Genomic DNA, 26621 nt, shown 5'->3' on the forward strand with positions numbered 1-26621 from the left:
AATCTAATCAACGCTTTGCTGCCAGCGCTCTTTTATATGATCAGCAACTCGGAATGAGTTGGCATAAATGGTAAATGTGTACGGCACGCTACCTCCGGTTGGCATAAATGAGGCGTCAGTAACAAATAAGTTATCAACTTCATGCGCTTGGCAATTTTTATTCAATACCGACGTTTTAGGATCATCACCAAAACGACAGCCACCGGCCATCAGGTTAGATGCTGGTGCACTACTTATTGAGGACGAAACATTTGTCGCGCCCATTTCAACCAGTAGTTTTTCTGCCTTTTCAGCCAAATACTCACCAACATCTATGTCGTGGTTATGAGCGCCAATACGTATTTTAGCAACTGGATCACCCCACTTATCGGTAACTTCGTCATCTAAACTAACAAAGCAGTTATCCGTTGGTAACCAATCGTTGAATACTTCAAAGCGCAGGGTTTTATAGGTAGTGAATTCAGTTTTCATACTTTGCTTTAATTCTTCACCCCAGATTAATTTTTCGCTATCTAAATTTTCATCATATTGCCATTTTGTACTTTGTGCGCGCGCAATAGGGTTTTGATAGAATAAGAAGTCGACAGTGCCGCCTTTGGCTTTGCCATTACGGTTAACACCAGTAAAAGCTTTGTCGTCAATTTGATACCAGTCTTGTAACGCACGGTTAATAAAAGGCCCGACTTGTTTTAATTGCGCCTGCTTCTCTTTAGTTAAATCTTTATAGAAAAAGTCACCACGGCCAGTGCCACCACCACTAAAAATTAAATTCTTACCCACCAAACCATTATTATTAGCGATACCATTGGGAAATTTTTCGCCTTTTGACGCCAGTAACAAGCGCGAGGTTTCTACCGCTTGGCATGCCACAACATAATATTTTGCTTGCGCAACTTGTTTTCGCCCGGCTTTGTCGTAGTAAAGCACGCCAGATATTTCACCTTGGCTATCGGTTTCAATTTTATATACTTTCGCATGAGGTGTTATGGTGCAATTGCCTGTTGCTACCGCATGATTAAGCAAAGCGGCACGACCACTGCCCTTTGCACCTGAAGAACAGCCGTAACTACTGCAATAGCCTGAATATTCACAACTGTTTCTGCCCATTGCCGGTTGAGACAATATGGCACGCGGCACAGGTACGGCGTGATAGCCTATTTCTTTCGAGCTTGCATCTATCCAAGACGATATGGCGTGTTCAGCAACCGGCGGAAATGGAAAATCAGTCGAACGAGGTTCTTGATGTGGGTGCTTAGAAACACGACCAGAGACTCCAACCACTTTTTCAACTATAGCGTAATAAGGTTCAAGCTCATCATAACTAATTGGCCAATCTTCAACATTAGCGCCTTCAATGGCGCCGAATTCTGTTTTCAAACGAAAGTCGATTGGCTTTAAGCGGTGAAAATAACCGCTCATAAAATTTGATGAGCCACCAACTACTTGGCCATTCCAAAAGCTCCAACCAGACTCACTCGTAGCCTCACCTTGCCAGTAACTTTCGCCGTCATCAGTTTCGTACTCTTCTTCAATAACGTGCTGCTCGTCTTCAAGCTTTGGGTTATAAGCATCGCGCAAACTGATCGCCAATTCGTCTTTATAGAATTCTTTTTCCGTTAACCAAGCCCCTTTTTCTAACACTAACACTTTCGCACCAGCTTTTGCCAAAGTATATGCAACGGGTGACGCGCCTGCGCCACTACCCACTATACAAATATCATATTTCATGCTTTTCGAGTTCCTACTTGCTTGCGGATATATTGCTGATGACTTACCACTTGCATGGCTGTTCCATTGGAAAATGACGCTTGATGACTTAACACAATCGGTTGTTTTCCCGGTAGCTCATAATAACGTTGCCCTGCTTGTGGTAATGGAAAGCCCGCTTGATGCTCTAGCCACTGCCAGCCTATACCATTGGGATTACCACCATAACTAGGCGGTGAAAGCATGGCTTCAAAAATATAGCCCACCAAATTACTTAACCAGTTTTCGCCAGCGGTTGATTTACTGATAGCGCGTAAAATACTTTCTTTTTCATTAAATGTTAACGCGACAAATTTTTTCTTTAGTTGACTGTTACTAAAACCATTTAACCAATCTACGCCTTTATAGATAAACTCAACTTCGGCTGCTTCGGTTGGTTGTTGAAAAACAACATTATATAAATATTGGCTGGCTTGAATTTCTTTTGCACTTGGCCCAGTTGGGGATTCTGGTAATAAATGCGCCAATACCACATCTAAGGTTAGCCATGGGTCAGTTTTCAATGCACCATCAAGCTTAGTAGCTAAACTTGCTGACCAACTACGCATTGGCATGGTTGCCACCATAGTGGCGCCAGCTGCTGATTTTAAAGCGCTACGACGCGAAACCTTTTTTTGCAGCCATTTAGGCGTGCGAAAATTTTCGTCAAAAAATGAATTAACTTGAGACATTGGTTTCACCTTTTACTGTTGACGTGCTGTCATTTATTTTATTATTTCTTGCCTGCCATTTATCTAAAAAGGTTGACCAATATTCTACCGAGTATTCTAAATTATCCAGCAACTCGGCAGTATCTTTTGACAACAACATACGGCCACTATTGGTTGACACATACATGTGCGGGTAGCCCTGTACTGGTGGTAACGACTTCATAAACGCTTCATTTTCATTACTGTCACTAACGCTTATTTTCAATACAACATAATTATCGTGCAGCTGCTTATACACAGCTGGGTTTGCTGCTAAAAAGGCATCCATTTTGTGACACCAAGTACACCAAGTGCCACCTATTTCTATTAAGACATTGCGGTCAGTTGCTTGTGCTAATTTAATTGCTGCTTGCGCGTCTTTAAACGGGTCACGTTTGTCACTAAAAATTTTACTGTATAACGGTAAGTCTATTGCCGACTCAAGCACGGGCTCTTGTGCATTCACTTGGAAAATAACTAATAAACTTGAAAAAAATAAAACAATAAACCGGTGAAATTTCATAAATTTTCTCTATTTTAATAACACTTAATACCGACTGGCGATAAATACTGAATAGAATGACCTTATATTAATTAACTATATTTCAAAATACTTGTTACGTCATTATGTCAAATTGACAGTCGAACGATTATAATGCGCAGCAATTATACTACGATAGGAAATTCCACATGCGTCCAAGCGGCAGAACTTTAGGGCAAATTCGTCCTGTAACCATTACTCGTCAATTTACAGCTCATGCAGAAGGCTCAGTACTTATTGAGTTTGGTGATACCAAAGTTATCTGTACTGCTACCGTTGAAGAAGGTGTACCACGTTTCCTTAAAGGCCAAGGTAAAGGTTGGATAACCGCTGAATACGGCATGTTGCCTCGCTCTACTCACACCCGTATGCGTCGTGAAGCAGCAAACGGCAAGCAAAGTGGTCGTACGCTAGAAATTTCTCGCTTAATCGCACGTTCATTGCGTGCAGCGGTAGATTTAGTCGCCCTTGGTGAAAATACCATTACCGTTGATTGTGATGTAATTCAAGCTGACGGCGGCACTCGTACAGCATCTATTACCGGTGCTTGTGTGGCATTAGTTGATGCATTAAACCATATGCGTGCTAAAGGTATTATCAACAACAATCCACTTAAGCATATGATTGCTGCGGTTTCTGTAGGTATCTACAAAGGTGAAGCGATTGCTGATTTAGAATACCTAGAAGATTCTGCCGCTGATACTGATATGAACGTAGTAATGACCGAAACCGGTAAACTAATTGAAGTACAAGGTACCGCCGAAGAAGAACCGTTTAGCTTCGACGAAATGCAACAAATGCTTAAACTTGCCAACGATGGCATTAACGAGTTATTTGATATTCAAAAAACCGCCTTAAACTAAGCTAAAGATAGGAGCTAATGATGAAAGATTACCAACGCGAATTTATCGAGTTTGCTTTGTCTAAACAAGTTTTACGCTTTGGCGAATTTACTTTAAAGTCTGGCCGCACCAGCCCGTACTTTTTCAATGCCGGCTTATTTAATACCGGTGGTGATTTAGCGCGCTTAGGTCGTTTTTATGCTGCAGCATTGCAAGATTCAAAAATAGACTACAACTTGTTGTTCGGCCCTGCTTACAAAGGCATTCCAATTGCAACAACAACTGCTGTCGCACTGGCTGATGGTTACGATATTGATATGCCGTATTGCTTCAACCGTAAAGAAGCTAAAACGCACGGTGAAGGTGGTAGCTTAGTTGGCTCAGCACTGGCAGGTAAAGTAATGTTGGTTGACGATGTCATCACCGCTGGCACTGCCATTCGTGAATCAATGCAAATTATTCAAGCCCATGGCGCAGAACTTTCAGGCGTACTAATCGCATTAGATCGCCAGGAAAAAGGTCAAGCAGAGCTTTCAGCTATTCAGGAAGTAGAACGCGACTTTAACACTAAGGTGATTTCTATTGTGACCTTAGCTGACTTAATTAGCTATTTAGAAGAAAAGCCAGATATGGCAGATAGCTTAGCTAGCATTAAAAAGTATCGCGAAGATTTCGGTATCTAGAACTTGTTCAAATTAAAAGTAAAAAGCCTGCAATTGCAGGCTTTTTTTTATATGTTAGACAAACTGAATTGTGCTGCGCTATGCCGTTAGTTCAAATTGATAGCGCGCTGGTTTCTCAAAGGCTTGATTAATATTTGAGTAAAACTGCTCAATACGCCCCGCTCTTTCATCGATTTCAAGTGGCCGACTAGGTGCTATGGCTTCTTGAGACGATAAAGTTTGCTCGATAAATTGATCGAAACTTTTACTTTCTCTATTACTGCTCTCCCCCTCTTGAGCAAAGACATCGTTAGGTTTAATCAAACCAACAAAGTCTTTCTTAGCATTGGGGTCTTCTAACGCAATTGCCGCCAATTCAGATTGCGCTTGGGCAATTAGTTTTGCTGCAGAAGCCGCTACACGAGTGTCTTGAATTGATGGATTGGCAGGAGCTAAAGCCGCGGCATGTACCTTTTGCATTTTAGCGATGGTAGCATTTGGATCACCATCTACTGGGGCGAGATCGACAGAAACTTCACCGCCGACTGCATACTTTTTGCCATCAGGGCCCACTTCAAAGGAATAGTTAGGTGCTCCTGTAAAAGGACCACCAACAGCAGCATGAGCTAATTCATGTGAACGAACTTCCTGATCGCGTCTTTTTAAGCTTTTTACTTCTTGTTGCTCAGCAAATATTTCACTATTTGACTTGTTTTCATTACCTTGGGCTTCTGTATCTTCTGTTGTCTCAGCAGAGCCATTTCCGGATTGCTCGCTTTTGCCTTGAGGTGAACCTTCATCGCCCTCTGAGCCGTCCCCTATGACATCGTTTGCTAACTCAGCCTGTTTACGTAAATTTGCAAAATCGACTTGTTCATTATTTTGGGCAGGCGTGCGACCTCGTTCTTTATCTGATGCTACACCTTTTTCAGCCGCTGATTGATTTAACGCTTCAGGTTTAGCAATCACTTCTCTTTGCTGATTATCACGACGCAAGCTATCGGTCTGCAGGTTAACTGCAGTTTGTATGGGTAGGTTATAGCTTTGCGGGGTGACATTCATAATGAGTTAAACGCGCACATCCAATAATGTGCCTAAGTTTTCATCTGCGGACTCGATAACTTCAGCAGAAGATTTTGCTTGGAACTCTGCAACACGTAAATCGACAATAGATTGATTAAGATCTGAAAGTTCACCACTACCTCGATTTTGTTCTGTCGCATTGTCATTGTTTTCTTGGCCGACACCAAAGTCTTCGGGGCTAATGGCAATGTTTGACGCAATGCTTGCAGCGGCTTGGTTAGCATCCTCAGTGGCATTTTGAAAACCTTGCACTCCAGCATTAAAAGCAGATTGAATTTCCATAGAACTCTCCTAAATACATTTCTTAGTTGCAAGCTATGCAACTAAACAACAAATATATTACCTGTAATTACTTGCTTAATTATTAACCAAAAGCAGTAAAAAGTAAACTGTTAGTCCTTTCTAACGTGTTCTAACAACCAATTTTTCAATTTCGTTAAGAACTCAGTCTGATGAGAAATAAATGGCGCATGTGATGCTTGCTCAAAAATAAAGCGTTGGCTATTGGGCGCTATGTCATCCAGTAAGGGAATGACTTGCTTTGGCACTAAGCCATCGAGCTTTCCGTAAAGCCTTAAAAACGGTTGAGTAATACTATTAAGGTCCTCTGTAATATCCGAGGTTTCTAATAGCTTTAACGAGTCATCGAGTACTTGTTGGCTGGGTAAGTCATATTGCATCACCAAATCGCGAATTTTCTTAATGTCTTGGCGGATATGCGGGCTACCCATAGCTTGAATTTTCAAAAAGTTATTAATCGTCTTATTGGTATCTTTTGCCAATTGCTGATGAAACATAGCCAGAACATTTTCTTTAATACCTGGCCAGTTATCTCGTTCGACGAACTGTGGCGAACTAGCGACAGTAACTAAACCGAGTACTTGTTGTGAATAACGAGTAGTTATCTGACTGGCGATGAGTCCACCTAGTGACCAACCAATATACACCGCTGGTTTACCAACCGCTTGTTGAATAGCGGTAGCAATTTCAATTAATGAGTATTCTGCAACTTGGTATGATTTATTAGTGGCAAAGCCAGGAAGGTCAACGGTGATCACTTCAAAGTCAGCTTTTAGTTGCTCAAGGCATGGCTGCCAAACCGCAGAATTTAACCCCCAACCATGAATAAATACCAATGGGAGACCTTGTCCTTGGCTCGCAATTCTCAATCTTTCTGCCATGCTTATAACGCTCAATATCTAGTGGGCGCATAGTTTAACCAATGGGTGCTGAAAATGGAATTTGGCAATAACTTCAATCATGATAATTTTTTAAGCTTAAAGCAAAAATTAGCACTAGCGATCAACAAGGTTAGACTACTAATCAGTTGTTGTACTTTATGTGGTAACACTTGCCAGCAACATCAATTACTTTGCCAGCATTGCCAACAAGACCTACCTTATTTCAAGCGCGAACTACTAGGATACGATTTATTATTGTGGCCAGCGATCAAGCAATTACTACCTAAAGCACAGTTTGACCACTTACTTAGCTTAGGACCGTATCACTGGCCATTTTCACTGTGGATAAGCCAACTAAAGTATCAAGGCAGAACTGAATTAAGTGGGCTATTAGCCTATTTGTTAAATCAACACTGGCAGCAATATTTAGTTGAGACGAACGCAAAAACACCGCCTGAAAATACCGTACTACTCAGTGTACCGCTGCACATCAGTAAATGGCAAAGTCGAGGATTCAATCAAGCACACTTGCTTGCTAAGCGTTTTGCTAAACAATTCAATTATAATTATCAGCCGGAGCTATTAATACGCGAGAAAGTAACCGAAAGCCAAGTGGGAAAATCAGGTGTCGAGCGGAGAAAAAATTTAGCACATGCTTTTGCCATAAATCCAGCGTACAGCCATACGCTTACTGAGCATGTGGTACTTATTGATGATGTGGTAACAACTGGCACCACCGCCAATGCAATTTGCCAGCTGTTAAAAAAAAGAGGAGTGCAAACTATTACACTCCTCAGTATTTGTTTAGCCTTGCCTAGCTAACTTACTAATCTAAAGTTTAATCTGCGGGGTTAGCGCTAAAAGCATTTGCAAAAAATAAGCTATTGGCAATGATTTTCATACTACCTAAAAAATAACCGCGAAATGCTAAATCATCGGTAGTGGCGATAACTTTTCCTTTACCAACATTATGGGCAACCAGTGTTGGATTATTTGCCAAGCGGTTTACCAAATTTTGATCGGTATAGCCGCTAAGCAAAGGGGTATTGCTATATTTAGCGACACTGACAAATGGTGCCGTGGTTTGCTCCATCATAACCGTACTATTACGAAATACAGGTAACGCACTTGCTTGATAACCGTAAGCCAACGGATGACTTGTATCTAACTCGGCTTGAAAAATAGCGCCAGCAATTCGTTTTCTACCCGCCAGCGCTTCTTTATCACCATAAGTTAATTTTTCTGTGTCAAATAATTGATTGAGGTGATCTTTGCTAACAAAGTCCATTTTTAATAGTTCTTTATCAGCTAACCAGCGGGCAGCACGTTTTTGACCGAACACTACACCACCAGCTTCCAACCATGATTTCAGTTTATTTAGCGCACTACCGTTTAACTTATTATACTTACCATCAACCATGATGATATGACTATATTTGGCTAAGTCGATAGCCGCTAAGCGTTGCATTTCAATCACAGTTACCGGAATTTCTAACAAACTATCAATATAATAAAGCATTTCGCCGGCTTCATATTGAGACGCGCCTTTACCACCAATCATTAACACTTTGGGTGTTGATACTGGGCGGAATGAACTACTACCAATATCAATCCCATGTGACGTTAACCCCGTTGTTAATGACGACAATACAATATTGTTTTTAGCTGCAAAGTTAGCGACTAAATCACGCCAATTATTCTCCGTTTGATTGCCTGCAGGTATAATGATGGTGCCTTTAGCAAATGCTCTCGCTTTGCCATTTACTGTCGCAGAAAAAGTTTTCGTTGCTACTTTGGTGTTAATACCAGCTTTAGTCAGCTTATGAAGTAATTTAGGTGCCAAAAAGTCATGCCACTCAAAAGCATAGGCATATGCTGAAGCATCAGCTTGAACAATTGCTACCGCTTCTGCTTGCCAAGGCTGCTTTTCAGTTTTTAAACCCCAAGTGCTGTTCACTTTCGCAAATTGAATATTCATTGCTAACGGTAAGGTCCAGCCGGAAACATCATAAAAGGTATTGTCTTGAAAGTTTTTCTGCTGATTGAACAAGGCTTTAATGACGCGATATTGCGCTTGAGCTAACGGAATATAGTAACTACGTTTCGCCTGATAGTTTTGTTCTTGTACCTTAATATCTTGTGTTACCGGATAGACTTGAATTTGATGCTGCTTGAGCTTAGTTAAAAACGCCCGCAAACGATAATCGTCTTTTGACTCTGTGAAGATATAGCCATTAAAATTTTCATCACTGGCCTGCTGTTTGGCAAGTTGATAAAAATTCTCGCGATAAGCTTTAAATTCAGCTTGATTCTTCCAAGCACCTTCAATCGTTGAAAGTGAGGTTAGTACATGGTTTTTCACGCCATACTCAAAGGTTAATAAACCATTAACTGTGTCTTGCTGAAAACCTCGGCTGCTAGCCTGCTCAAACAATATACCAATACCGCCGTTAATATCAGGATAGGTTGAACCTTTACCGTAATAAAAATCATCAAAGCTTTCTTCGCTGTAATATAGGCGGTCTTCAGCATCGAGCGCTTTAGCGTGATAAGTCGCCAATAATTGTGTTAATTCGGTATTTTTCGCTGGTGTTAACGGATGAGTACGAGTTGGAATGCCAGGCTGAAAAAAATAGCTGCCATTGGCGCCCATTTCATGAAAGTCACCTAACACGTTCGGCTGATATTGGTGAAAATATGGCAGACGATTTTGGCTTTCTTTTTGTGATAACAACAACCAATCGCGGTTTAAGTCAAAGCCAAAATGATTTGTGCGGCCGGTACGCCAATTTTGGTGATGCTCAATATGATTGGGATCTGGATTATCAGTAATACCTCGATGAGTAGTAACCCAGTTAACAAATCTATCCATGCCATCTGGGTTAATACTTGGCTCGATAACAATAATGGTATCGTTTAGCATGTCTTCAACTGCTTTATCTTGAGATGCCGCTAGATGATAAGCAACCACCATTGCCGCATTAGTGCCGCTAATTTCATCTCCGTGAACGCTATAGCCAAGCCAAACAACAAGTGGGTCGTCAGCCGAAGCTTCAATGTCGGAGCGACGCGCTAAAATTTGCTCAAGATTGGTTAAGTTTTTTGGGCTAGAGATAGTAAGCAGAACTTGTGAGCGAAACTGAGTAGTTCTCCCCATTTCTTCTATTTTCACACGCGGTGATGCTGTCGCTACTTGTTTTAAGTAATGCAAAACTTGGTCATGACGCGGATGACGTTCACCAATACCAAAACCTAAAGAAAACTCTGGTGTTGGTACTTTTTCACTATAATTGGCATCATTTGGTAAGTAGGTACTTACATCTGCACTGTACACTTTAAAATTAGCTAAAGCTGCAGTGGTTAGCAACATTAACATCAGAGTTCTCGACAACAATAACGACATACAAGGTTTCCTTATTTTATTGCCCGATAAAATAGCAAAATAATGCGCCATGAACCAGTTATCTGATAAAATCAGCCATTAACAACCATGCGAAAGTTAATTTACTTGCTTTTTGGTATCGACGTATAAATTATGCCAACAAGTACTAGCGCCAAATGACAGAGCAGAGTAAAATACCTATACTTGAGTGAAATAGTCGGGTATTGAACAGTCAATCCCAGAAGTGAAGAGTAAAAAATATGATGATTAACATTTCAGAAACTGCACAAGAGCATTTTGTAAAACTACTTTCTCAGCAAGCTGAAGGTACCAGTATCCGAGTGTTTGTTGTCAACCCTGGCACAGCAAGCGCTGAGTGCGGAGTATCATATTGCCCGGCTGATGCTGTAGAAGCCGACGATATTGAACTAAAATATAAGCATTTTTCAGCCTATATTGATGCTGACAGTAAATCGTTTTTAGAAGAAGCTGAAATCGACTTTACTACTGACCAAATGGGCTCACAACTGACCTTAAAAGCACCAAACGCTAAATTACGCAAAGTAGGTGATGACGCGCCATTGTTTGACCGTGTTGATTACTTCTTAAAAGCTGAAGTGAACCCTCAACTTGCTGGCCATGGCGGCGAATGTACATTAATGGAAATCACTGAAGACGGGTATGCCGTGCTGCAATTTGGTGGTGGCTGTAACGGTTGTGCGCAAATTGATGTCACAGTTAAAGACGGTATTGAGAAACAATTACTAGAAATGATGGCTGGCGAAATTAAAGGCGTACGTGATATGACAGAGCACCAACGCGGCGAACATTCATATTACTAAAGCTGTATAGCATCTGTTAAATACAGTTATGTCATTATTAGAAAAATTAGGCCAAGACCCAAAACGTAGCATGCAGCTATTTTTATGTGGACTTGGTCTTTTTGCTTTCGGCGCCGGCTTAATATTTATCGGTGTATACTACTCTTATATCTGGCAAATCATTGGCATTGTTATCTTAGCAATAGGTTGCTTATTTTCACTCTACGGTTATATCGGCTTGTTTGCCAATCGTTTGTATCATACTTTCAACCGAAGCAAGCGTTAAAAACTCAATCTATTTCGTTGAAAATGCCAAGCTAAGGTAACACCGCGCGCCAGCATAAATACAGAAAACGCCGCCCATAAACCATGATTGCCATAATCTTTTAATAACCACCAAACAGGAAAGAAACAACCAAAAGTGGCAATAAGCATACTATTTCTCATAATGCTGGCCTGCATCAAACCAATATAAATACCATCATAGAGATAACACCAACAGGCCAATAGCGGCAACGCGATAATCCATGCTATATGTCGCTGAGCGTAGTCAACAACGGCTGGAATACTCGAAATAGTAGAAATAAAATAATCACCTGCACTGTAAAATATCAAACTATAACCAAGTGCAAAAATTCCTGTCCATAACAATGCAATGTTGACACTAGCAAACATATCCTGCTGGTTTTTCTGCCCGTTAGCCTTACCAACCATCACTTCTGCTGCATTAGCAATCCCATCCAAGCCGAAAGAAATTAATAATAAGAAATTCATTAAAATGGCATTGGCTGCAACCACGTCATCACCCAAACGAGCGCCTTGAAAGGTCATAAAGACAAAACATATTTCTAAGCACAAGGTTCTGATTAAGATATCGCGATTTAGCTTGAAGTAACTGAGTAATGCAGCACGTTCTATTACCGCAATAAGCACCTGCCGCAAAGTAGAAAAAGCATTAATAAACTTGTCTTTAAAATGATGATAAATCAGCGCAAGACCAATAATTAAACCACTATATTCAGCAAGTAAGGTTGCCAAAGCAACACCTTTTACTTGCCAAGAAAAGCCAATAACAAATATCAGATCAAGCAACAAATTAATCAAGTTAGTGGCAATAACCAACCACATCACTAATTTTGCTTTATGATTACCGAGTAACCAGCCAAGAATAACTAAATTGGCTAATGCCGCCGGCAACCCCCAAACTCGAATAGCGCTATATTCTCGAGCGTAAAACTGTACTTGCTCTGAACCGCCAGCCAAAGACAACGCAATATCTAAATAAAAGCCCTGAAACAGAATAACGAATAGGCCAATGACAAAAGCGACAATAACCCCGCGTAACAATATCAAACAGTTTAGTTGACTATCATTTTTACCAAAAGCTTGCGCCGATAATCCGGTAGTCGACATACGTAAGAAGCCACACAGCCAAGTAATAGCTGTAATGATCATAGCGCCAACGGTGCTGCCACCTAAATAGTAGGCATAATCAAGGTGGCCAATCACTGCTGTATCAACCAAGCCAAGTAATGGCGCAGTAATATTTGACAAAATCATCGGCAAAGCAAGAATAAATAACTGCTTATGACGTTCTATATCATGGAATTTCAAAAAAAGCCGACCTTTGTTGGCAAATGGGCTATATAAATAATGGAAAAAACGTTATTTTAGGCAAGAGCTTGAAGCCCTCTTAATATCTTAGGAAGATTACCATGAAATACCGCTTGTTGGCAGCACTGTGCTATTGTCTTCATATGACGAGTTTTGCCACTGTCATTTTACAATACCATCATGTCAGCGACACTACGCCTGCGAGCACGAGTATTTCTCCCGATCAGTTTTCATTGCATATGCAATACCTTAAAGATCACAATTTTAAAGTAATACCATTATCAGAATTGATGACCGCCATTAAGCAACAACAAGCATTACCAGATAAATCAGTCGTTATCACCTTTGACGATGCTTATTTAGATATTTTGACCAATGGTAAACCTATATTAGACAAGCACGGCTTTCCATTTACCATCTTTGTCAATCCCAGTATTGTTGAACGTAATTCGTCGCGCTATTTGTCTTGGCAACAACTAAAAGCCATGGCAGATGACGGCGTTATTATTGCCAATCATGGTATGAAGCACGATTCTTTAGCTAGGATCCCTGAAGGCTTGTCTGAGCAGGCATGGTTAGCTGAAAATACACAGTCTTTATTAGCCGCAGAGCAGTTAATTAAAGAGAAAACAGGACAAAGCTGGCATTACTTCGCCTACCCTTATGGTGAATACACTCCGGCCATTCAACAATGGGTGCGAGAAAATAACTTTGTCGCCTTTAGTCAGCAATCTGGCGCTGTCGGTTTAGCTACTGACAGCACAGCGATTCCGCGTTTTCCTGCTTCACAACCCTATGATCAAATTTCGAGTTTGCGCGACAAACTAAACTCGTTACCATTTAACATTAACTTGGTAGATGAAAACCAACAAACATTGTTTCAAAAAGGGCAATCGACGTCTGTCACCTTTAACGTTGAAGTTGACGATTTTAACCCAGCACAATTACATTGTTATATCTCAGGTTTAGGTCGTCAGAAAATTGAATGGCAAGGTGATGAAATGTTTACTATCAATTACAGCGCCCCTTTACCTAGTGGCCGTGTACGCTGTAATTGTACTGCACCAAGCCTTAGTGAACCTGGACGTTACTATTGGTTTTCTAAACCTTGGTTTATCCTGAAAGAAAACGGCCAGTGGTACCCGCTTTAATCCTTAATGATTAGCTCAATATAAAGCAACAATTTTTGCAAAATCGCTAACTATTTTATCACCTTCAATAACAGGTACTTTACCCAGTGCCTGTTCAGGTTTAAATATTGCTTCAACATTGCCATTTGGGTTTATTAATACTAAAGATGCACTGTGGTCGACTAAATAGTTTTCTACCGTTTGCCCGTGATCATCTTTCATTGCTTCTTCAGGCTCAGTGATCGCATACATCAAGCCAAGATTTCTAGCGAACGGAAATAACGCGCCATGATCACCACGCAAGGCCTTAAACTCGGGATTAAAGTAAGCTATATAGCTAGCAAGCTTTTCTTGCGTGTCACGTTTAGGATCAACCGAAACTAATAGCACTTGATTATTTTCTGCAATGACTTTTAATTCATCATAAATAAAATTCATTTCTTGCAAAGTGATTGGACAAACATCAGGGCACGAGGTGTAACCAAAAAACACCCAACTCCATTGCCCTTTTAGCGATTCATTGTTGAACACGGTACCGGTATGATCAGTGAGCTGAAATGGTTTTATCACTCGCTCTTGTTGATAATGCAAGGCGAACTCTGCTGGTGCTTGCTTATTTAACTGACCAAACAAAAGCACGCCTGCAATTAGCGCGCCCAATGCAACTATAAGTGTTATAACTTTATTCATTAGCCAGCAACCGGTAATAAGTAGTGATCAAGCAATAGAATGATAAATAGCGCCATTAAATGCACGATGGAAAACTTAAAGGTATCCATGGCAGTGTTTTCATCAGCGTTAAACTTTAATTTCCACGCATAAGCGAAAAATACTAAGTTTAATACCACAGCGCCAATTAAATACAACCAATTACTCATGCCAACCAAATAAGGCAGTAAGCCAACAACAAACAGTAAAACGGTATAAAGTAAAATTTGAGTTTTAGTAAAATTAACGCCATGGGTAACCGGCAACATAGGAATATTTACCTTGGCATAATCATCTTTTCGATGAATCGCTAATGCCCAAAAATGTGGCGGTGTCCAAGTAAAAATCAGCAGTACCAATAGCAAGGCATTTGGGTGTATTTCATTGGTCATGGCTGTCCAACCCAATAACGGTGGTATTGCTCCGGCTAAACCGCCAATAGTAATATTTTGCGGCGTTGCACGCTTTAAGTACATGGTATAAACAAAGCTATAACCCACTAAACCAGAAAATGTTAACCATGCCGTTAATGGGTTTACAAAGCTATAGAGAATCGCAAAACCGGTCACGGCTAGCGTCATGGCAAACATTGAGGCATTTTTAGCGGTAAGCCGACCATTGGGTAACGGGCGATTATGAGTTCTGCCCATAACACTGTCTATGCGTTCATCAACGATATGGTTAATTGCGGCGGCGGCAGATGACAAAAAGCCGATACCAATCATCGACGGAACTAATACTTGCCAAGGAATAATGCCTGGAACCGACAAACACATACCCACCAGTGCCGTTAGTACTAATAATGCCACCACCCGTGGCTTAGTGATTTCATAATAATCACGCCAAATCGGCGTACTAGGTGCGCTATGACTCGCTGCTATTGTGCTACTTTCACTCATAATCTGCCCCTAAATCTTACGTTTTAAACTATATGTCATAGTGATCAATGACATCATTAACATGGCGGCCACAACATTGTGGCTAACAGCAACACTCAGCGGTAAAGAAAACCAAACATTACTGATACCTAAGCCGATTTGTACACTTAAAATAAATCCTAAGCTCATCGCCGCATTTTTGAAAAATGGCGATTGTGCTTTTCGATAAATACTAATGGCCAACCAAAATAAATATAACGCCGTGACAATGGCCCCTAATCGATGCATGACATGAATAGTGACACGAGAGGCGTGATCTAAATGACCAAATTCGTAACTGTCTTTCTCTGGCGGTACTAAGTCAAAAGAATGTTCAAAGGTAAGCTGCTCTAGCCAGTCTGATTGGCAAATTGGTAATTCTGTACAAGTTAGCGCAGCGTAGTTCGATGATGTCCAGCCCCCTAAACCAATTTGCCCCGCTAAAATAAAAATACCGATAACGGCAAACTTAGCATATTTTTTTAGCGCAAAATCACCACCCGGTACTCGGTAGCCACTTATACGTAAATACAATAAAAATAACAAACAGAGGGTGGTGAAACCTCCTAACAAATGCCCCATTACGACAACGGGCATTAACTTCATGGTAACGGTCCACATGCCCAATGCCGCTTGAAATATCACTACGACTAAAATCAGTATCGGTAAACCAACAGGTCCACCTTGAGCCCGTCGTTTAAATGACAAAAGGGCTATGGCTAAAATCAATAACCCTAAGGTTCCTGCAAAGTAGCGATGGATCATTTCATTCCAGGCTTTTTCTGGCTCTACTGGCCGTTCTGGAAACGCTTGTTCCGCGGCAGTAATTTGTTCGGCTGTTTCTGGCACATCAAGTAAGCCATAACACCCTGGCCAGTCAGGACAACCAAGCCCAGCATGGGTTAAGCGGGTATACGCACCTAAACTGACCACTAAAATAGCCAGTAGAATACTGACAAAAACGAGCTTTCTAATATCGGCGAAGCTTTGGGTTCTCATTTAGCCGATCCTCGAATATTTAAGCAGCTTCTTAAAATCAGCTAAAATTGCTTTACCAAATTGTGGTAATTGTTCAGTGCTTGTAGGCGGCAGATGACTAAGGATGACGTTACCTAACGGATCAACGATGAATACTTGAGATCGTGTGATAGCAGTTTTTGCTAATGCTGGCATAGCTTGAACATGCCATTTTTTGATTTGAATTTTATCTGATTGTTCTGTGGTTAAATTTTGTTGAGTTAGCGCTACCGGTTTAACCCGTGGCATTTCTTTACCTAAAGCAATATAGGTATTGTTTACGCTGACTAAGACTTTTTCGCACTGGTCGTCACAATTTTCTGGCAAGCTGTATAACATTAGCCATTGATGATCAAAGTCATCAACGTTCAAACCTAATTTTGCTAAAGTTAATTCGTTCTCTATTAGCTGCCCTTGATTAGTAACACCATAATTGAACCATTGCTGATTTAACGCTAACTTAGCCAACACCACGGGAATGATAAATACCGCTAAGAGAATTAGCATACTGCGGCGCGATTTTTTTAACTCTGAAGAACTCATACAACTCAGCCTTTTATTCTTGTTTTTAGGTGGTGATGTCGGTTTCGATATTTTTCTTACTTATTATTCTGTATTGCTATTTTTACTCATTTTTATGGCTGCCCAAATCATCAAGCTCAACCATGCAAGAGCCAAACTAAACCATTGAAAGGCATATGCTCGGTGTTTTTCTGGAGGCATGACAATCGGCTGCCAGTTCTTTTTATAACCAATAGTCTCTTTTTTATCTAAGTAAACAACAAAGGGCAATAGTTTCTTGCCAATTAATTGTGAAAATTTGTCTAATTCAATTTGTTGTACTCGTAATGGCCACGATGGATTAACAAAATCTTGTGCTTGTAATTGAATACCTATTTCAATTTCTCGTACGTGGCCAGTAATAACATGTTGTCCTGTAATTGCCGTTATTTCTGGTAGTACATTGCGGTCTATTGACCCCTGCACCCAACCCAAATTAACCAATATCGAGTGGTTGTCACTTGCAATTATTTGATAGACACGATACCCGAAACGTCCTTTATCCGGTTGGTTATCTAATAAGAACACTTTATCAGCAACAAATTCACCATTAAGTTCAATAGGTAAGTCATTAATACCATCTTGTAAGCCACTAAGTGCTAATACTTGCGTTAATGAAAGTGCTTGGCGCTGGCTCAATTCACTGATGCGTTGTTGGCGTTGTTCTTTTTCAAGTGCTCTGCTACTTTGCCAAAATCCAAGCTTGATTAATAACGAAAATACTAGCATGGTAAATATAACCATCGGCCAATTAAGTTGTTTTAACTTGTGCTGAAGTGATACCGAATTCATAGACTACCGCATGTTCACTAACTAAAAACAGACTATAAAAGAGAGAATGCTGTGTTAATTAAAATTATTGTTGTCGGCTTATTAGCCTTTATGATTTATAACCTGTTCCGAGCACTATTTATTATGAATAGAAATGATCCAAACAAGCCACCTATGTCGAAATTTATTGGTCGCCGTGTGATTACTTCTGTCATTCTTATACTGTTACTTTTACTGGCGATACTTACCGGTGTTATTACACCTAACCCACGTCCATATTAAGTTATAAGGTACGATAGCTAACATTGTAGATATCGTACCTTAAAGCTCTTATATTCATCAGCCTATAGCGCTAGATAATATAAACAAACACAAACAATAGTACCCAGACTACATCAACAAAATGCCAGTACCAACTTGCTGCTTGGAAAGCAAAATGATTTTTCGGTGTGAAATGACCTTTAAACACCCGAATAAGCATTACCAATAACATGATGGTACCTAAAGTAACATGCATACCATGGAAGCCAGTCAACAAGTAAAAGGTATTGCCATAAATACCACTGTCTAAATACAGTTTCATTTCATCAGCGTAACCATGGGCATACTCTAAGCCTTGGCAATATAAAAACACACAACCTAAGAGTACCGTTAAGCCTAACCAAAATTTCAATAAACCACGTTTTTCTTGCTCTAAACTTACATGAGCAAAATGGGCAGTAACTGAAGAAGTTAACAGTAAAATGGTATTAATCAACGGCAGACCATACCAACCCATAGCCGTTGTTTCAGTACCATCAGGGGTTTTTATTAATGGCCAAGTCGCGGTAAAGTCAGGCCATAAAATCGCAGCGGTTGCGGCATTGTTACCGGCACCATCTAGCCAAGGTACCGAAAAAGTACGGGCATAAAGTAAGGCACCAAAAAAAGCAGCAAAAAACATCACTTCTGAAAAGATAAACCAACTCATACCTTGGCGAAATGAATTGTCCATTTGATGACTGTATTTTCCAGACATTGACTCAGTAATAACATTATTGAACCAACCGAACATCATATAAATAATCAACGCGATACCGGCAAGTAATATCCAACCGCCGCCAACACTGTCAGGATTATTTAAATTTGCTACATAACTGCCTGCACCAACGGCAATTAAAAATAGCGCAATGGCACCAATTATTGGCCATTTACTTTGCGCTGGTACGTAATAACTTTCGTATTCTTTTGTCGTCATTGTTGTTCCCCTCATTTAAGTGCCATGCACTTAAGAATCAACCGAGCTTGTAATATCGTATAAAGTGTAAGATAGGGTGATGGTGGAAACGTCGTCGGGTAAGTCTAAATCAACATAAAACTGTAAACCCATTTCAACATCTTCACTGGCTTTTAACGGCTGATTATTAAAACAAAAGCATTCAATCTTTTGAAAATAAACCGCGGCCCTACCTGGTGAAACTGACGGTACGGCTTGGCCGACAATATCACTTACAGACTCATTTTTGGCATAAAATTTAACGGTTTTTCTTTCACCTGGATGTACCTTTATTTCGTTTATCATTGGCTCAAACTGCCAAGGAATGCCCTTAGCCGTTCGGGTCAAAAATTGCACGGTAATTGTACGTTCGGTGTCTATTGTTGCCGCGTTGTATGTTGCAGCAACATTAGACGGTTTACCGTTTAACCCGGTGATATCGCAAAACACGTCATATAACGGCACCATCGCAAAACCAAAGCCAAACATACCAAACACTATCAACATCAGTTTTTTAACTGTTTTTTTCACTGATGCGTCAGTCGCTTGCACTTGTGTTTGCTCTGAGGTTTTATCTTGCGTTTCGCCGTTATCCATTTTGTCTCCAATTAATCAATTTTTGGTGGTTTTTCAAAGGTGTGATACGGCGCAGGGCTAGGCACTGTCCATTCTAAACCTTCTGCTCCGTCCCAAGGTTTTGCCGGAGCTTTTTCGCCACCTTTAATGCACTTAATCACTAGCACTAAGAAAATTAATTGTGAAAGTCCAAAGGCAAAGCCACCAATACTGACCCATTTATTAAAGTCAGCGAACTGCAAGGCATAATCAGGAATACGACGCGGCATACCGGCTAAACCTAAAAAGTGCATAGGGAAGAACAATAAATTCACTGAAATTAATGAACACCAAAAATGCCACTTGCTTAACGTGTCGTTGTACATATAGCCAGTCCATTTCGGTAACCAATAATAAGCACCAGCAAAAATAGAAAATAAGGCACCAGTTACCAGCACGTAGTGGAAGTGAGCAACAACGAAGTAAGTATCATGATATTGAAAATCCACCGGTGTCATGGCTAGCATCAAGCCAGAGAAACCACCAATAGTGAACAAAATAACGAAGGCAATAGAGAACAACATTGGTGTTTCAAAACTAATCGAGCCACGCCACATGGTTGCTGCCCAGTTAAATACTTTCACACCCGTCGGCACCGCAATTAACATCGTACAATACATAAAGAACAGTTCACCAAATAACGGCATACCTGTGGTAAACATATGGTGAGCCCAAACAATGAACGACAAGAAAGCAATGGATGCTGTCGCGTAAACCATTGAACTATAACCAAAGAGTTTTTTACGAGAAAACGCTGGAATGGTTGTAGAAACAATACCAAAAGCAGGCAAAATCATAATGTAAACTTCAGGGTGACCAAAAAACCAGAAAATATGCTGGAACATTACTGGGTCACCACCACCGGCAGCATCAAAGAAACTCGTACCAAAGTAGGTATCGGTTAATACCATAGTTACGGTACCCGCGAGCACTGGCATCACCGCTATTAGTAAGTAAGCCGTAATGAAGAATGTCCAAACAAACAATGGCATTTTCATGTAAGTCATACCTGGAGCACGCATATTCATAATGGTGACGACAATATTAATCGCTCCCATAATTGATGAAATACCCATGATATGAACAGCAAAAACAAAAAATGCTGTACTACCGTTACTGTAGGTTGTTGATAGTGGCGCGTAGAAGGTCCAACCAAAATTTGGTGCACCGCTTTCCATAAAGAAAGACGATAATAAAATAGCAAAAGCAAATGGTAGAATCCAAAAGCTCCAGTTATTCAAACGTGGCAGCGCCATATCTGGCGCGCCTACCATCATAGGTAACATCCAGTTAGCCAAACCGGTAAAGGCTGGCATTATCGCGCCAAAAACCATAATCAAACCATGTACTGTGGTCATTTGGTTAAAGAAATCTGGCTCAATTATCTGTAGTCCCGGCTGGAATAACTCAGCACGAATAACCAGTGCCATCACGCCACCGGTTAAGAACATAATAAAAGAGAACCATAGGTACATGGAACCAATATCTTTATGGTTAGTGGTATACAACCAGCGCTTAAGGCCAGTCATTTTATGATCATGATGTTCACCGTCATGTGAATCATGCTCGGATTGATCATTAATTACATCTGTAGTCATTTTAACGCCTCCCTACTTCGCGCTAGCAGCAACATCTGCTGGCTGGACTAAATCACCGGTATTGTTACCCCAAGCATTACGCTCGTACGTGACAACTGCAGCAATTTGCGTTTTAGTTAATTGGCCACCAAAGGCTGCCATCGCTGGATTTTTCTTACTGCCGTTAACTACCATATCGATATGTACGGCCATGTCACCTTTAGCAATTACACTGTCTTTTAGGGCAGGAAATACCGGCGCCATACCTTCACCATTGGCTTGATGACAAGCAGCACATGCGCTCATATAAACTTTTTCACCCATGGCCATCAATTCATCTTGGCTATAAACCTTAGATAAATCTTCAGTAGGTATTACTTTCGCCATCTCTTGAGTAATTGCCTGGGTAACCTCTTCTTTTACTTCAGCGGCGGCTTCTTTCACAGCTTCAGTTAAACTTTCTGCTTCACCTCCAACGGCCGTTTTAACATCAGCCGCTTGTACAGCATCGCCGGTATTGTTACCCCAAGCATTACGCTCATAAGTCACAACAGCAGCAATTTCTTTTAAGCTCAATTGCTTGCCATAACCTTGCATACCTGTGCCAGCTTTACCGTTATAAACAATATCTATATGCTCGCTTGCTGGCCCTGTTGTTGCAATAGCGCTGCCTTTAAGTGCTGGGAATGCAGGAGGTAATCCTTGGCCACTCACTTGGTGACAAGCTGCACAATAAGCGGTATAGGTTGTTTCACCTAACTGCATTAATTCATCCATAGAAACTGAGGCATTTAATGACGCCGCTTCAGCCGCCGCCGCGTTAGCTTTTAATTGTTTTTGCTCATCAACCCAAAGTGCATAGTCTGCTTCAGATTTAACTTCAACCACAATTGGCATAAAGCCGTGGTCTTTACCACATAGCTCCGCACATTGGCCGCGATATGTGCCAGGATTGTCAACTTTAGTCCATGCTTCATTAATAAAACCCGGGTTTGCATCTTGCTTAACAGCAAATGCAGGTACCCACCAAGCGTGAATAACGTCATCCGAGGTAATAACAAAACGTACTTTTTTATTGGTAGGAATAACCAAAGGACGATCAACTTCTAGCAGGTAGTTTTCACCTTTTTCTGCTGAACTGCCATTTTGATTTTCATATTGTTCGCGAGGAGTAGAAAGTACTGAATAGAATTCAATATCTTGATCGAAGTATTTATAGTGCCACTTCCATTGAGAGCCGGTAATTTGCACTGTCAGATCCGCATCATCATTATTTTCCATATCAATGAGCGTATAAGTGGCAGGCACTGCCATAGCGATTAGAATTACGACTGGAATTGCCGTCCAAAGAATTTCAACTTTTGTGCTTTCATGAAATGTTGCTGGTTTAACACCTTTTGATTTACGGTGAAATACCATAGACCAAAACATTGCACCAAAGACCACAACACCAATAGCAGTACAGATATAGAGCACTAGCATATGTAAGTCATATACATCTCTACTAACCTCCGTAACACCTTTGGTCAAGTTCAGCGGCATATCTGCCATAACTGAACTAGACAACAAGCCCCCTAGCAACAGCAAACCTAGGTTACGTCTTTTCACTCGACATCTCCTTCACCCTTTAAGGCAAAACAACTAATTAATCATATTTTTATCGTGATAAACCAGTGATTTTGCTCATACATTTATTATTATTTAAGTGGCGTAATATTGAACAGTCGTCAAATACGCCCTATTGTTATATTTGTACGTTTTCTAGACTAGAATTACTTAAAACTTGATCTGGGTCAATTTAAAATTTAAAAAGCATAAAAAATAAAAGTTAATAAATACAATAGAGTAATAACCCTAAACCGGGCTTTTTGTGCATTTTTAAAGGCTTTAGAGATATGTTTAATTTTTATTCAGCATGTGATCATCATACCGAAAATTTAATAAAAGCTTCACATCAGAATCGTATAAAAAACAATCTATTTGAGCGTTTCAGGAGTAAGAATGATAATTATTCTTAAAAAACAAACCTTAAAGAAAGGAAACAAACTTAAAGAAGGGAAAGCGCAGGTTTAAAACATAAGCACCTTTAGAAACCTGCACAATAATAAAACAAAAGTTAACCTTGATAGTAGGAGATAAAATAGAATTTACATCCAATCAGCTGCACGAATAACGCCAACAGCGATCCCTTCAACATTAAAATGTTGACTAGTTAAATCAACTTCGATCGGTTCAAAATCTTCATTTTCTGCATGTAAATAAACCACGTTACCTTCACGTTTAAAGCGCTTAACCGTAACATCATCTTCAACTCGAGCAACAATTACTTGGCCATTTTTCACGTCAGTTGTTTGATGAACCGCTAATAAGTCACCATCCAAGATACCAATATCTTTCATACTTTCGCCGTTAACACGTAGCAGATAATCAGCGACAGGATGAAATAAACTACCGTCAATTTTATAATGATCTTCAACATGCTCTTGAGCAAGTATTGGTTCACCAGCAGCGACGCGACCAATTAAGGGGAGACCATCTTCCTCAACAAACTCTTCCGCTAAACGAATACCGCGGGAGGTGCCTGGTAACATTTCAATATAACCTTTTTTTGCTAACGCTTTTAAATGTTCTTCGGCGGCATTGGCTGATTTAAAACCAAAAAAATCAGCAATTTCTGCTCGTGTTGGTGGCATACCTGTATCAGAAATTTTTTCTCGGATCAGATCAAATATCTGCTGTTGTCTGGGTGTTAAAGGGCGCATATTTTTTCCTTAAGCAACTTATGGTAGCCTGTACTTTTAAACAGTATCACTGTCATTGTATACAGGCTGTAAATAAACGCAAGAATTAATGATGAACAAATAAACAATATAACAAGAAAGGCTTTGATAATAGAATAGGCAATAAATGTAGTGATCGCTAGGTTGAAACGACCCCATATTAGTAGCTACTCTAATAACTTACATTTTACTTAATAGGGTATACATAATTAATCCAACCCATCATTCGCAGTAGAATCCGTCTCATTAAAGAAACATGTAGCGGGTCGCTATCATGATTTATCACCACAGCTTTACCTTGAATACCAAAAGGTAAGCCATAATCCGACAAGTCTTCTTCTAGCTCAATAAGACCAATAGCAAAACCATGCGCAGCAAGTCTATTAGCAGAAATTAGCTGGCCATTAACTTGAAATTCACCTTCTGACATTGCAGGCAATAGCTGAACCAGTTTGCCTTTAAAGACGTGGCCAGGAACGCTGTCTAAAATCACTTCTGCGTCTAGCCCTGCTTTCATTTTTAATAATGAATTTTGCCAAAACAAGCCAGCAAAAACACGTTTTTCATTCGGTATGAAAGTCATTACTGGTCGAAGTGGTAAAGAGGCTGCTCGTACACCTGGTCGTAACGCGACTTGCGTTGCCATGCCGTTTGTTGGTGCGTAAACACGTGTGCTTGCCAAGTCAAACAAGGCTTTGTCTAATTGTGCTTGCAGTTGTGCTACTTGCGGGTTCAAACCTAATATTTCAGCATCGGCAATTAGTTTAACTCTTTTTTCCTCTGACTGAGCGGCAAGTAGTTTTGAGTTAGATGCTTCAAATAGCTGCTTTCTGTTCTCAAGCTCTTGCTCAGTAAAAGGTGAGTTTACACCGGCTTTTTCTTTACCTTTTAGGTAGCGTTGGTAATTTGAATAGTTACGTTCTTTATCAGCTTTCGCTTTAGCAACATTGGCTATTGCGGTTTGAAGTTTTTGATCATTTTGCAAGTCACTACTTTTTGCGTCAGCTAGTAAGGCTGAGACTTGATCAACTTTTGCTTGAAACGGTGTTGGGTCAAGCGTGAACAGTAAATCACCTTTTTGTACGGGTTGATTGGCAATAACATCAACGGTTTTTACCGTACCACTCACATTGGGCACAATAGGAATACTAACAAATACTTCCTTGCCATATTTTGCGTATGGATGGTTGTAATTCATCAACATTAACAACGCACCTAAAATGAACACTCCACCTAAAGCTGCTGTTGGCACTGACCATTTATTTAATGGGATTTTAAATACTTTAAAAATTACTGTACAAATAGCGGTGTAGGTAAGAATAATAATTAAATCCATATTATTGTTCCTCCACAGTTTTAAGCGATTGCTTAATTATATTCAACTCAGCTTTTAGTGATTCAACTTCTTGAGTTAATTGCGCTAGTTCTGAATGACTGCTCTGGGTTTGATGTTTGAAGCCCCAACCTCTATCTTCACGATATAAGGTTGCCCAAATCCATAAAAATGGCCAAAGCACATGCAGTGTAAATAGACTTACCCAACCAGCAACATGCAAGGCATCTTGATGAGGGTGGTTACGATGTACTGCAATTTCATAGGGGATATCATGAATAACGATGATGCCATAAAAAATGACGATGCCGACAAAAAATACTAGAAATAATGCTGCGTAATCCATAAACCCTCTCCTATTTTAAGATCTCAGTTAACGTGCTTTTCATCGTGGTAGCCCAGTTATCTATAAGAGGTTTTACATTGTCTAACGTCAGTGCTTGTTCACTATCATCAAGTTTTTCGCCAAAGCCTTGTTTAATTGCTGCGCCAAGTACTTCGCCTGTTAGTGAGTCAGTTAATTCAGTTTCTATTTGAAATTTCACATCCATTTCACTAAGGCCACCGCTAGCTGCGGTAACAAGAAATGCGATAGGCACGTATTGATACGCTGATAACTTACTGTCGGTAACGTCAATGCTGGTTATCGCCATTTTTACTCGCATTGTTTTAGCGCCGGCCGTTTCGACTAACTTACCTGATTCTTTGGCGACATTTAAAACCGTGTTATTAAAGTAAGCACCGATGTTTGTTAACGCTTTATTAGAAATGGTTTCACTCGCTTTAGGCGCAGGATAAAAAGTGACAGGATCAAGCATGATATTTTCATAACCGTGCTCTTTAATTTTACGGTCAAAAAATCGCAGTAAATCTGAATCATCACCGACATCCACTTTTTTTAGCTGGCTATAATCACTTAAAAAACCGGAGTAGTTAGTTTTTTGGGGTTGGTTTGTGTCTTTTTCTGTAGCGGTACAGGCCGTCAGGCAGATGAGTATAAAGGCGGTAATAAATTTCATTGAATTCCCTTCTTATTGTTATTTATAAAAGCTCATTTCAGCAATAATCGAATATTGTTTAAACCAAGTTTTTATCAATAATGGTTTTATATTCGCTCATTTATTTATAGTAAAGGAACATAAAAAAAGACAATGGAATTAGACATTTGCTTTATAACAAACAATTTAGCAAAGTTTTTACTGATAACTAATCAAGAAATCGTCATTAGCTAATAAGCATGCAATACAGTTATTCGAAAAGTAAGATTTCATTAATGCAAATGAAATTATAAGTAGCCTAGCTTTTAGGTATATATGAGAAGTGGCTAGTTAATAGGAATTTTTTTAATCACAAACAGCAAAAAGCCCGTTACGTT

28 protein-coding genes are annotated in these 26621 nt (G+C 40.1%); 7 read left to right on the forward strand and 21 right to left on the reverse strand.

The window, feature by feature from the left end:
* Window positions 1-3 precede the first annotated feature (3 nt).
* From AC27JP_RS16310 to AC27JP_RS16320, 3 genes are read right to left on the reverse strand one after another with little or no spacing between them, the layout of a single operon-like run.
* Window positions 4-1728: a GMC family oxidoreductase gene (locus AC27JP_RS16310; RefSeq protein WP_487116957.1), complete on the reverse strand. Its 1725-nt coding sequence runs from the start codon at window positions 1726-1728 to the stop codon at window positions 4-6.
* Window positions 1725-2438, reverse strand: coding sequence for a gluconate 2-dehydrogenase subunit 3 family protein (locus AC27JP_RS16315; RefSeq protein ID WP_487116959.1), 714 nt, complete (start codon window positions 2436-2438; stop codon window positions 1725-1727). The genes AC27JP_RS16310 and AC27JP_RS16315 overlap by 4 nt, the downstream gene beginning before the upstream one ends.
* Complete coding sequence (locus AC27JP_RS16320; protein ID WP_487116961.1) at window positions 2425-2979, reverse strand: thioredoxin family protein; 555 nt, start codon at window positions 2977-2979, stop codon at window positions 2425-2427. Before AC27JP_RS16320 ends, AC27JP_RS16315 begins: the two co-directional genes overlap by 14 nt.
* Window positions 2980-3146: 167 nt before the next feature.
* Here AC27JP_RS16320 and rph point away from each other — a divergent pair, with 167 nt between their 5' ends.
* Together rph and pyrE are read left to right on the forward strand one after the other, a co-directional pair.
* Window positions 3147-3860, forward strand: coding sequence for a ribonuclease PH (rph, locus tag AC27JP_RS16325; RefSeq protein WP_487116963.1), 714 nt, complete (start codon window positions 3147-3149; stop codon window positions 3858-3860).
* Window positions 3861-3880: 20 nt separating this feature from the next.
* Window positions 3881-4522 (forward strand): orotate phosphoribosyltransferase, encoded by a 642-nt coding sequence (gene pyrE / locus AC27JP_RS16330; RefSeq protein WP_487117014.1) that lies wholly within the window; start codon window positions 3881-3883, stop codon window positions 4520-4522.
* 78 nt (window positions 4523-4600) lie between these two features.
* Here the strand turns inward: pyrE and AC27JP_RS16335 are convergent, their stop codons facing one another.
* The 3 genes from AC27JP_RS16335 to bioH all read right to left on the reverse strand — a co-directional run bounded on the left by AC27JP_RS16335 (window position 4601) and on the right by bioH (window position 6765).
* Window positions 4601-5563, reverse strand: coding sequence for a putative metalloprotease CJM1_0395 family protein (locus AC27JP_RS16335; protein WP_487116965.1), 963 nt, complete (start codon window positions 5561-5563; stop codon window positions 4601-4603).
* 6 nt (window positions 5564-5569) lie between these two features.
* Window positions 5570-5866, reverse strand: a complete 297-nt coding sequence (locus AC27JP_RS16340; RefSeq protein WP_487116967.1) for a hypothetical protein — start codon at window positions 5864-5866, stop codon at window positions 5570-5572.
* 110 nt (window positions 5867-5976) lie between these two features.
* Window positions 5977-6765, reverse strand: a complete 789-nt coding sequence (gene bioH, locus AC27JP_RS16345; protein ID WP_487116969.1) for a pimeloyl-ACP methyl ester esterase BioH — start codon at window positions 6763-6765, stop codon at window positions 5977-5979.
* Between the two features lie 54 nt (window positions 6766-6819).
* On the opposite strand from bioH, the gene AC27JP_RS16350 reads away from it, so the two are divergent.
* Window positions 6820-7587: a ComF family protein gene (locus AC27JP_RS16350; RefSeq protein ID WP_487116971.1), complete on the forward strand. Its 768-nt coding sequence runs from the start codon at window positions 6820-6822 to the stop codon at window positions 7585-7587.
* A gap of 16 nt (window positions 7588-7603) precedes the next feature.
* Here the strand turns inward: AC27JP_RS16350 and AC27JP_RS16355 are convergent, their stop codons facing one another.
* Window positions 7604-10168 carry a M14 family zinc carboxypeptidase gene (locus AC27JP_RS16355; RefSeq protein WP_487116973.1) on the reverse strand — a complete coding sequence of 855 codons (2565 nt, stop codon included), beginning with the start codon at window positions 10166-10168 and terminating at the stop codon, window positions 7604-7606.
* A 242-nt stretch (window positions 10169-10410) separates the two neighbouring features.
* Here AC27JP_RS16355 and nfuA point away from each other — a divergent pair, with 242 nt between their 5' ends.
* Together nfuA and AC27JP_RS16365 are read left to right on the forward strand one after the other, a co-directional pair.
* Window positions 10411-10989 (forward strand): Fe-S biogenesis protein NfuA, encoded by a 579-nt coding sequence (gene nfuA / locus AC27JP_RS16360; RefSeq protein WP_487117015.1) that lies wholly within the window; start codon window positions 10411-10413, stop codon window positions 10987-10989.
* A 28-nt stretch (window positions 10990-11017) separates the two neighbouring features.
* Complete coding sequence (locus AC27JP_RS16365) at window positions 11018-11254, forward strand: hypothetical protein (protein WP_487116975.1); 237 nt, start codon at window positions 11018-11020, stop codon at window positions 11252-11254.
* Here the strand turns inward: AC27JP_RS16365 and AC27JP_RS16370 are convergent.
* On the reverse strand, window positions 11251-12582 hold the full coding sequence (locus AC27JP_RS16370; RefSeq protein ID WP_487116977.1) for an MATE family efflux transporter: 1332 nt from the start codon (window positions 12580-12582) through the stop codon (window positions 11251-11253). The two genes, AC27JP_RS16365 and AC27JP_RS16370, sit on opposite strands and share 4 nt — an antisense overlap.
* A gap of 101 nt (window positions 12583-12683) precedes the next feature.
* On the opposite strand from AC27JP_RS16370, the gene AC27JP_RS16375 reads away from it, so the two are divergent.
* A complete protein-coding gene (locus AC27JP_RS16375; RefSeq protein ID WP_487116979.1) occupies window positions 12684-13733 on the forward strand; it encodes a polysaccharide deacetylase family protein in 1050 nt (349 codons plus the stop codon).
* A 15-nt stretch (window positions 13734-13748) separates the two neighbouring features.
* Here the strand turns inward: AC27JP_RS16375 and AC27JP_RS16380 are convergent, their stop codons facing one another.
* The 5 genes from AC27JP_RS16380 to AC27JP_RS16400 form a co-directional block, all read right to left on the reverse strand.
* Window positions 13749-14402, reverse strand: coding sequence for an SCO family protein (locus AC27JP_RS16380; RefSeq protein ID WP_487116981.1), 654 nt, complete (start codon window positions 14400-14402; stop codon window positions 13749-13751).
* Window positions 14402-15319 carry a heme o synthase gene (cyoE, locus tag AC27JP_RS16385; protein WP_487116983.1) on the reverse strand — a complete coding sequence of 306 codons (918 nt, stop codon included), beginning with the start codon at window positions 15317-15319 and terminating at the stop codon, window positions 14402-14404. Before cyoE ends, AC27JP_RS16380 begins: the two co-directional genes overlap by 1 nt.
* A gap of 9 nt (window positions 15320-15328) precedes the next feature.
* Entirely contained in the window at window positions 15329-16312 is a 984-nt protein-coding gene (locus AC27JP_RS16390) for a COX15/CtaA family protein (protein ID WP_487117016.1), read from the reverse strand.
* Between the two features lie 24 nt (window positions 16313-16336).
* Window positions 16337-16897 (reverse strand): hypothetical protein, encoded by a 561-nt coding sequence (locus tag AC27JP_RS16395; RefSeq protein ID WP_487116985.1) that lies wholly within the window; start codon window positions 16895-16897, stop codon window positions 16337-16339.
* A 63-nt stretch (window positions 16898-16960) separates the two neighbouring features.
* Window positions 16961-17707 (reverse strand): SURF1 family protein, encoded by a 747-nt coding sequence (locus tag AC27JP_RS16400; RefSeq protein WP_487116987.1) that lies wholly within the window; start codon window positions 17705-17707, stop codon window positions 16961-16963.
* A gap of 51 nt (window positions 17708-17758) precedes the next feature.
* Between AC27JP_RS16400 and AC27JP_RS16405 the strand changes: the two genes are divergently transcribed.
* Window positions 17759-17968 (forward strand): DUF2909 domain-containing protein, encoded by a 210-nt coding sequence (locus AC27JP_RS16405; protein WP_487116989.1) that lies wholly within the window; start codon window positions 17759-17761, stop codon window positions 17966-17968.
* Between the two features lie 70 nt (window positions 17969-18038).
* On the opposite strand, the gene AC27JP_RS16410 is transcribed toward AC27JP_RS16405, so the two are convergent.
* The 8 genes from AC27JP_RS16410 to AC27JP_RS16445 all read right to left on the reverse strand — a co-directional run bounded on the left by AC27JP_RS16410 (window position 18039) and on the right by AC27JP_RS16445 (window position 26265).
* Window positions 18039-18923, reverse strand: a complete 885-nt coding sequence (locus AC27JP_RS16410) for a cytochrome c oxidase subunit 3 (protein WP_487116991.1) — start codon at window positions 18921-18923, stop codon at window positions 18039-18041.
* 30 nt (window positions 18924-18953) lie between these two features.
* Window positions 18954-19538: a cytochrome c oxidase assembly protein gene (locus AC27JP_RS16415; protein WP_487116993.1), complete on the reverse strand. Its 585-nt coding sequence runs from the start codon at window positions 19536-19538 to the stop codon at window positions 18954-18956.
* A gap of 11 nt (window positions 19539-19549) precedes the next feature.
* On the reverse strand, window positions 19550-21154 hold the full coding sequence (gene ctaD / locus AC27JP_RS16420; protein ID WP_487116995.1) for a cytochrome c oxidase subunit I: 1605 nt from the start codon (window positions 21152-21154) through the stop codon (window positions 19550-19552).
* A 12-nt stretch (window positions 21155-21166) separates the two neighbouring features.
* Window positions 21167-22684, reverse strand: coding sequence for a cytochrome c oxidase subunit II (gene coxB, locus AC27JP_RS16425; protein WP_487117017.1), 1518 nt, complete (start codon window positions 22682-22684; stop codon window positions 21167-21169).
* Between the two features lie 596 nt (window positions 22685-23280).
* The gene (gene lexA, locus AC27JP_RS16430) at window positions 23281-23895 is read right to left on the reverse strand and encodes a transcriptional repressor LexA (RefSeq protein ID WP_487116997.1); all 615 of its coding nucleotides are present in this window, start codon (window positions 23893-23895) and stop codon (window positions 23281-23283) included.
* Between the two features lie 205 nt (window positions 23896-24100).
* Entirely contained in the window at window positions 24101-25249 is a 1149-nt protein-coding gene (locus tag AC27JP_RS16435) for an HlyD family secretion protein (RefSeq protein WP_487116999.1), read from the reverse strand.
* Between the two features lies 1 nt (window position 25250).
* Window positions 25251-25592, reverse strand: coding sequence for a DUF3302 domain-containing protein (locus tag AC27JP_RS16440; RefSeq protein WP_487117001.1), 342 nt, complete (start codon window positions 25590-25592; stop codon window positions 25251-25253).
* Window positions 25593-25602: 10 nt separating this feature from the next.
* Window positions 25603-26265: a DUF3313 domain-containing protein gene (locus AC27JP_RS16445; protein WP_487117003.1), complete on the reverse strand. Its 663-nt coding sequence runs from the start codon at window positions 26263-26265 to the stop codon at window positions 25603-25605.
* Window positions 26266-26621: the final 356 nt, after the last annotated feature.

The organism is Colwellia sp. SU-HH01172 (assembly GCF_057553355.1).

Excerpts from the sequence above, each read along its gene's own strand:
- AC27JP_RS16310 (WP_487116957.1), bottom strand. The coding sequence starts at position 1,728 with ATGAAATATGATATTTGTATAGTGGGTAGTGGCGCAGGCGCGTCACCC.
- AC27JP_RS16315 (WP_487116959.1), bottom strand. The coding sequence starts at position 2,438 with ATGTCTCAAGTTAATTCATTTTTTGACGAAAATTTTCGCACGCCTAAA.
- AC27JP_RS16320 (WP_487116961.1), bottom strand. The coding sequence starts at position 2,979 with ATGAAATTTCACCGGTTTATTGTTTTATTTTTTTCAAGTTTATTAGTT.
- rph (WP_487116963.1), top strand. The coding sequence starts at position 3,147 with ATGCGTCCAAGCGGCAGAACTTTAGGGCAAATTCGTCCTGTAACCATT.
- pyrE (WP_487117014.1), top strand. The coding sequence starts at position 3,881 with ATGAAAGATTACCAACGCGAATTTATCGAGTTTGCTTTGTCTAAACAA.
- AC27JP_RS16335 (WP_487116965.1), bottom strand. The coding sequence starts at position 5,563 with ATGAATGTCACCCCGCAAAGCTATAACCTACCCATACAAACTGCAGTT.
- AC27JP_RS16340 (WP_487116967.1), bottom strand. The coding sequence starts at position 5,866 with ATGGAAATTCAATCTGCTTTTAATGCTGGAGTGCAAGGTTTTCAAAAT.
- bioH (WP_487116969.1), bottom strand. The coding sequence starts at position 6,765 with ATGGCAGAAAGATTGAGAATTGCGAGCCAAGGACAAGGTCTCCCATTG.
- AC27JP_RS16350 (WP_487116971.1), top strand. The coding sequence starts at position 6,820 with ATGGAATTTGGCAATAACTTCAATCATGATAATTTTTTAAGCTTAAAG.
- AC27JP_RS16355 (WP_487116973.1), bottom strand. The coding sequence starts at position 10,168 with ATGTCGTTATTGTTGTCGAGAACTCTGATGTTAATGTTGCTAACCACT.
- nfuA (WP_487117015.1), top strand. The coding sequence starts at position 10,411 with ATGATTAACATTTCAGAAACTGCACAAGAGCATTTTGTAAAACTACTT.
- AC27JP_RS16365 (WP_487116975.1), top strand. The coding sequence starts at position 11,018 with ATGTCATTATTAGAAAAATTAGGCCAAGACCCAAAACGTAGCATGCAG.
- AC27JP_RS16375 (WP_487116979.1), top strand. The coding sequence starts at position 12,684 with ATGAAATACCGCTTGTTGGCAGCACTGTGCTATTGTCTTCATATGACG.
- AC27JP_RS16380 (WP_487116981.1), bottom strand. The coding sequence starts at position 14,402 with ATGAATAAAGTTATAACACTTATAGTTGCATTGGGCGCGCTAATTGCA.
- cyoE (WP_487116983.1), bottom strand. The coding sequence starts at position 15,319 with ATGAGTGAAAGTAGCACAATAGCAGCGAGTCATAGCGCACCTAGTACG.
- AC27JP_RS16395 (WP_487116985.1), bottom strand. The coding sequence starts at position 16,897 with ATGAGTTCTTCAGAGTTAAAAAAATCGCGCCGCAGTATGCTAATTCTC.
- AC27JP_RS16400 (WP_487116987.1), bottom strand. The coding sequence starts at position 17,707 with ATGAATTCGGTATCACTTCAGCACAAGTTAAAACAACTTAATTGGCCG.
- AC27JP_RS16410 (WP_487116991.1), bottom strand. The coding sequence starts at position 18,923 with ATGACGACAAAAGAATACGAAAGTTATTACGTACCAGCGCAAAGTAAA.
- AC27JP_RS16415 (WP_487116993.1), bottom strand. The coding sequence starts at position 19,538 with ATGGATAACGGCGAAACGCAAGATAAAACCTCAGAGCAAACACAAGTG.
- ctaD (WP_487116995.1), bottom strand. The coding sequence starts at position 21,154 with ATGACTACAGATGTAATTAATGATCAATCCGAGCATGATTCACATGAC.
- coxB (WP_487117017.1), bottom strand. The coding sequence starts at position 22,684 with ATGGCAGATATGCCGCTGAACTTGACCAAAGGTGTTACGGAGGTTAGT.
- lexA (WP_487116997.1), bottom strand. The coding sequence starts at position 23,895 with ATGCGCCCTTTAACACCCAGACAACAGCAGATATTTGATCTGATCCGA.
- AC27JP_RS16435 (WP_487116999.1), bottom strand. The coding sequence starts at position 25,249 with ATGGATTTAATTATTATTCTTACCTACACCGCTATTTGTACAGTAATT.
- AC27JP_RS16440 (WP_487117001.1), bottom strand. The coding sequence starts at position 25,592 with ATGGATTACGCAGCATTATTTCTAGTATTTTTTGTCGGCATCGTCATT.
- AC27JP_RS16445 (WP_487117003.1), bottom strand. The coding sequence starts at position 26,265 with ATGAAATTTATTACCGCCTTTATACTCATCTGCCTGACGGCCTGTACC.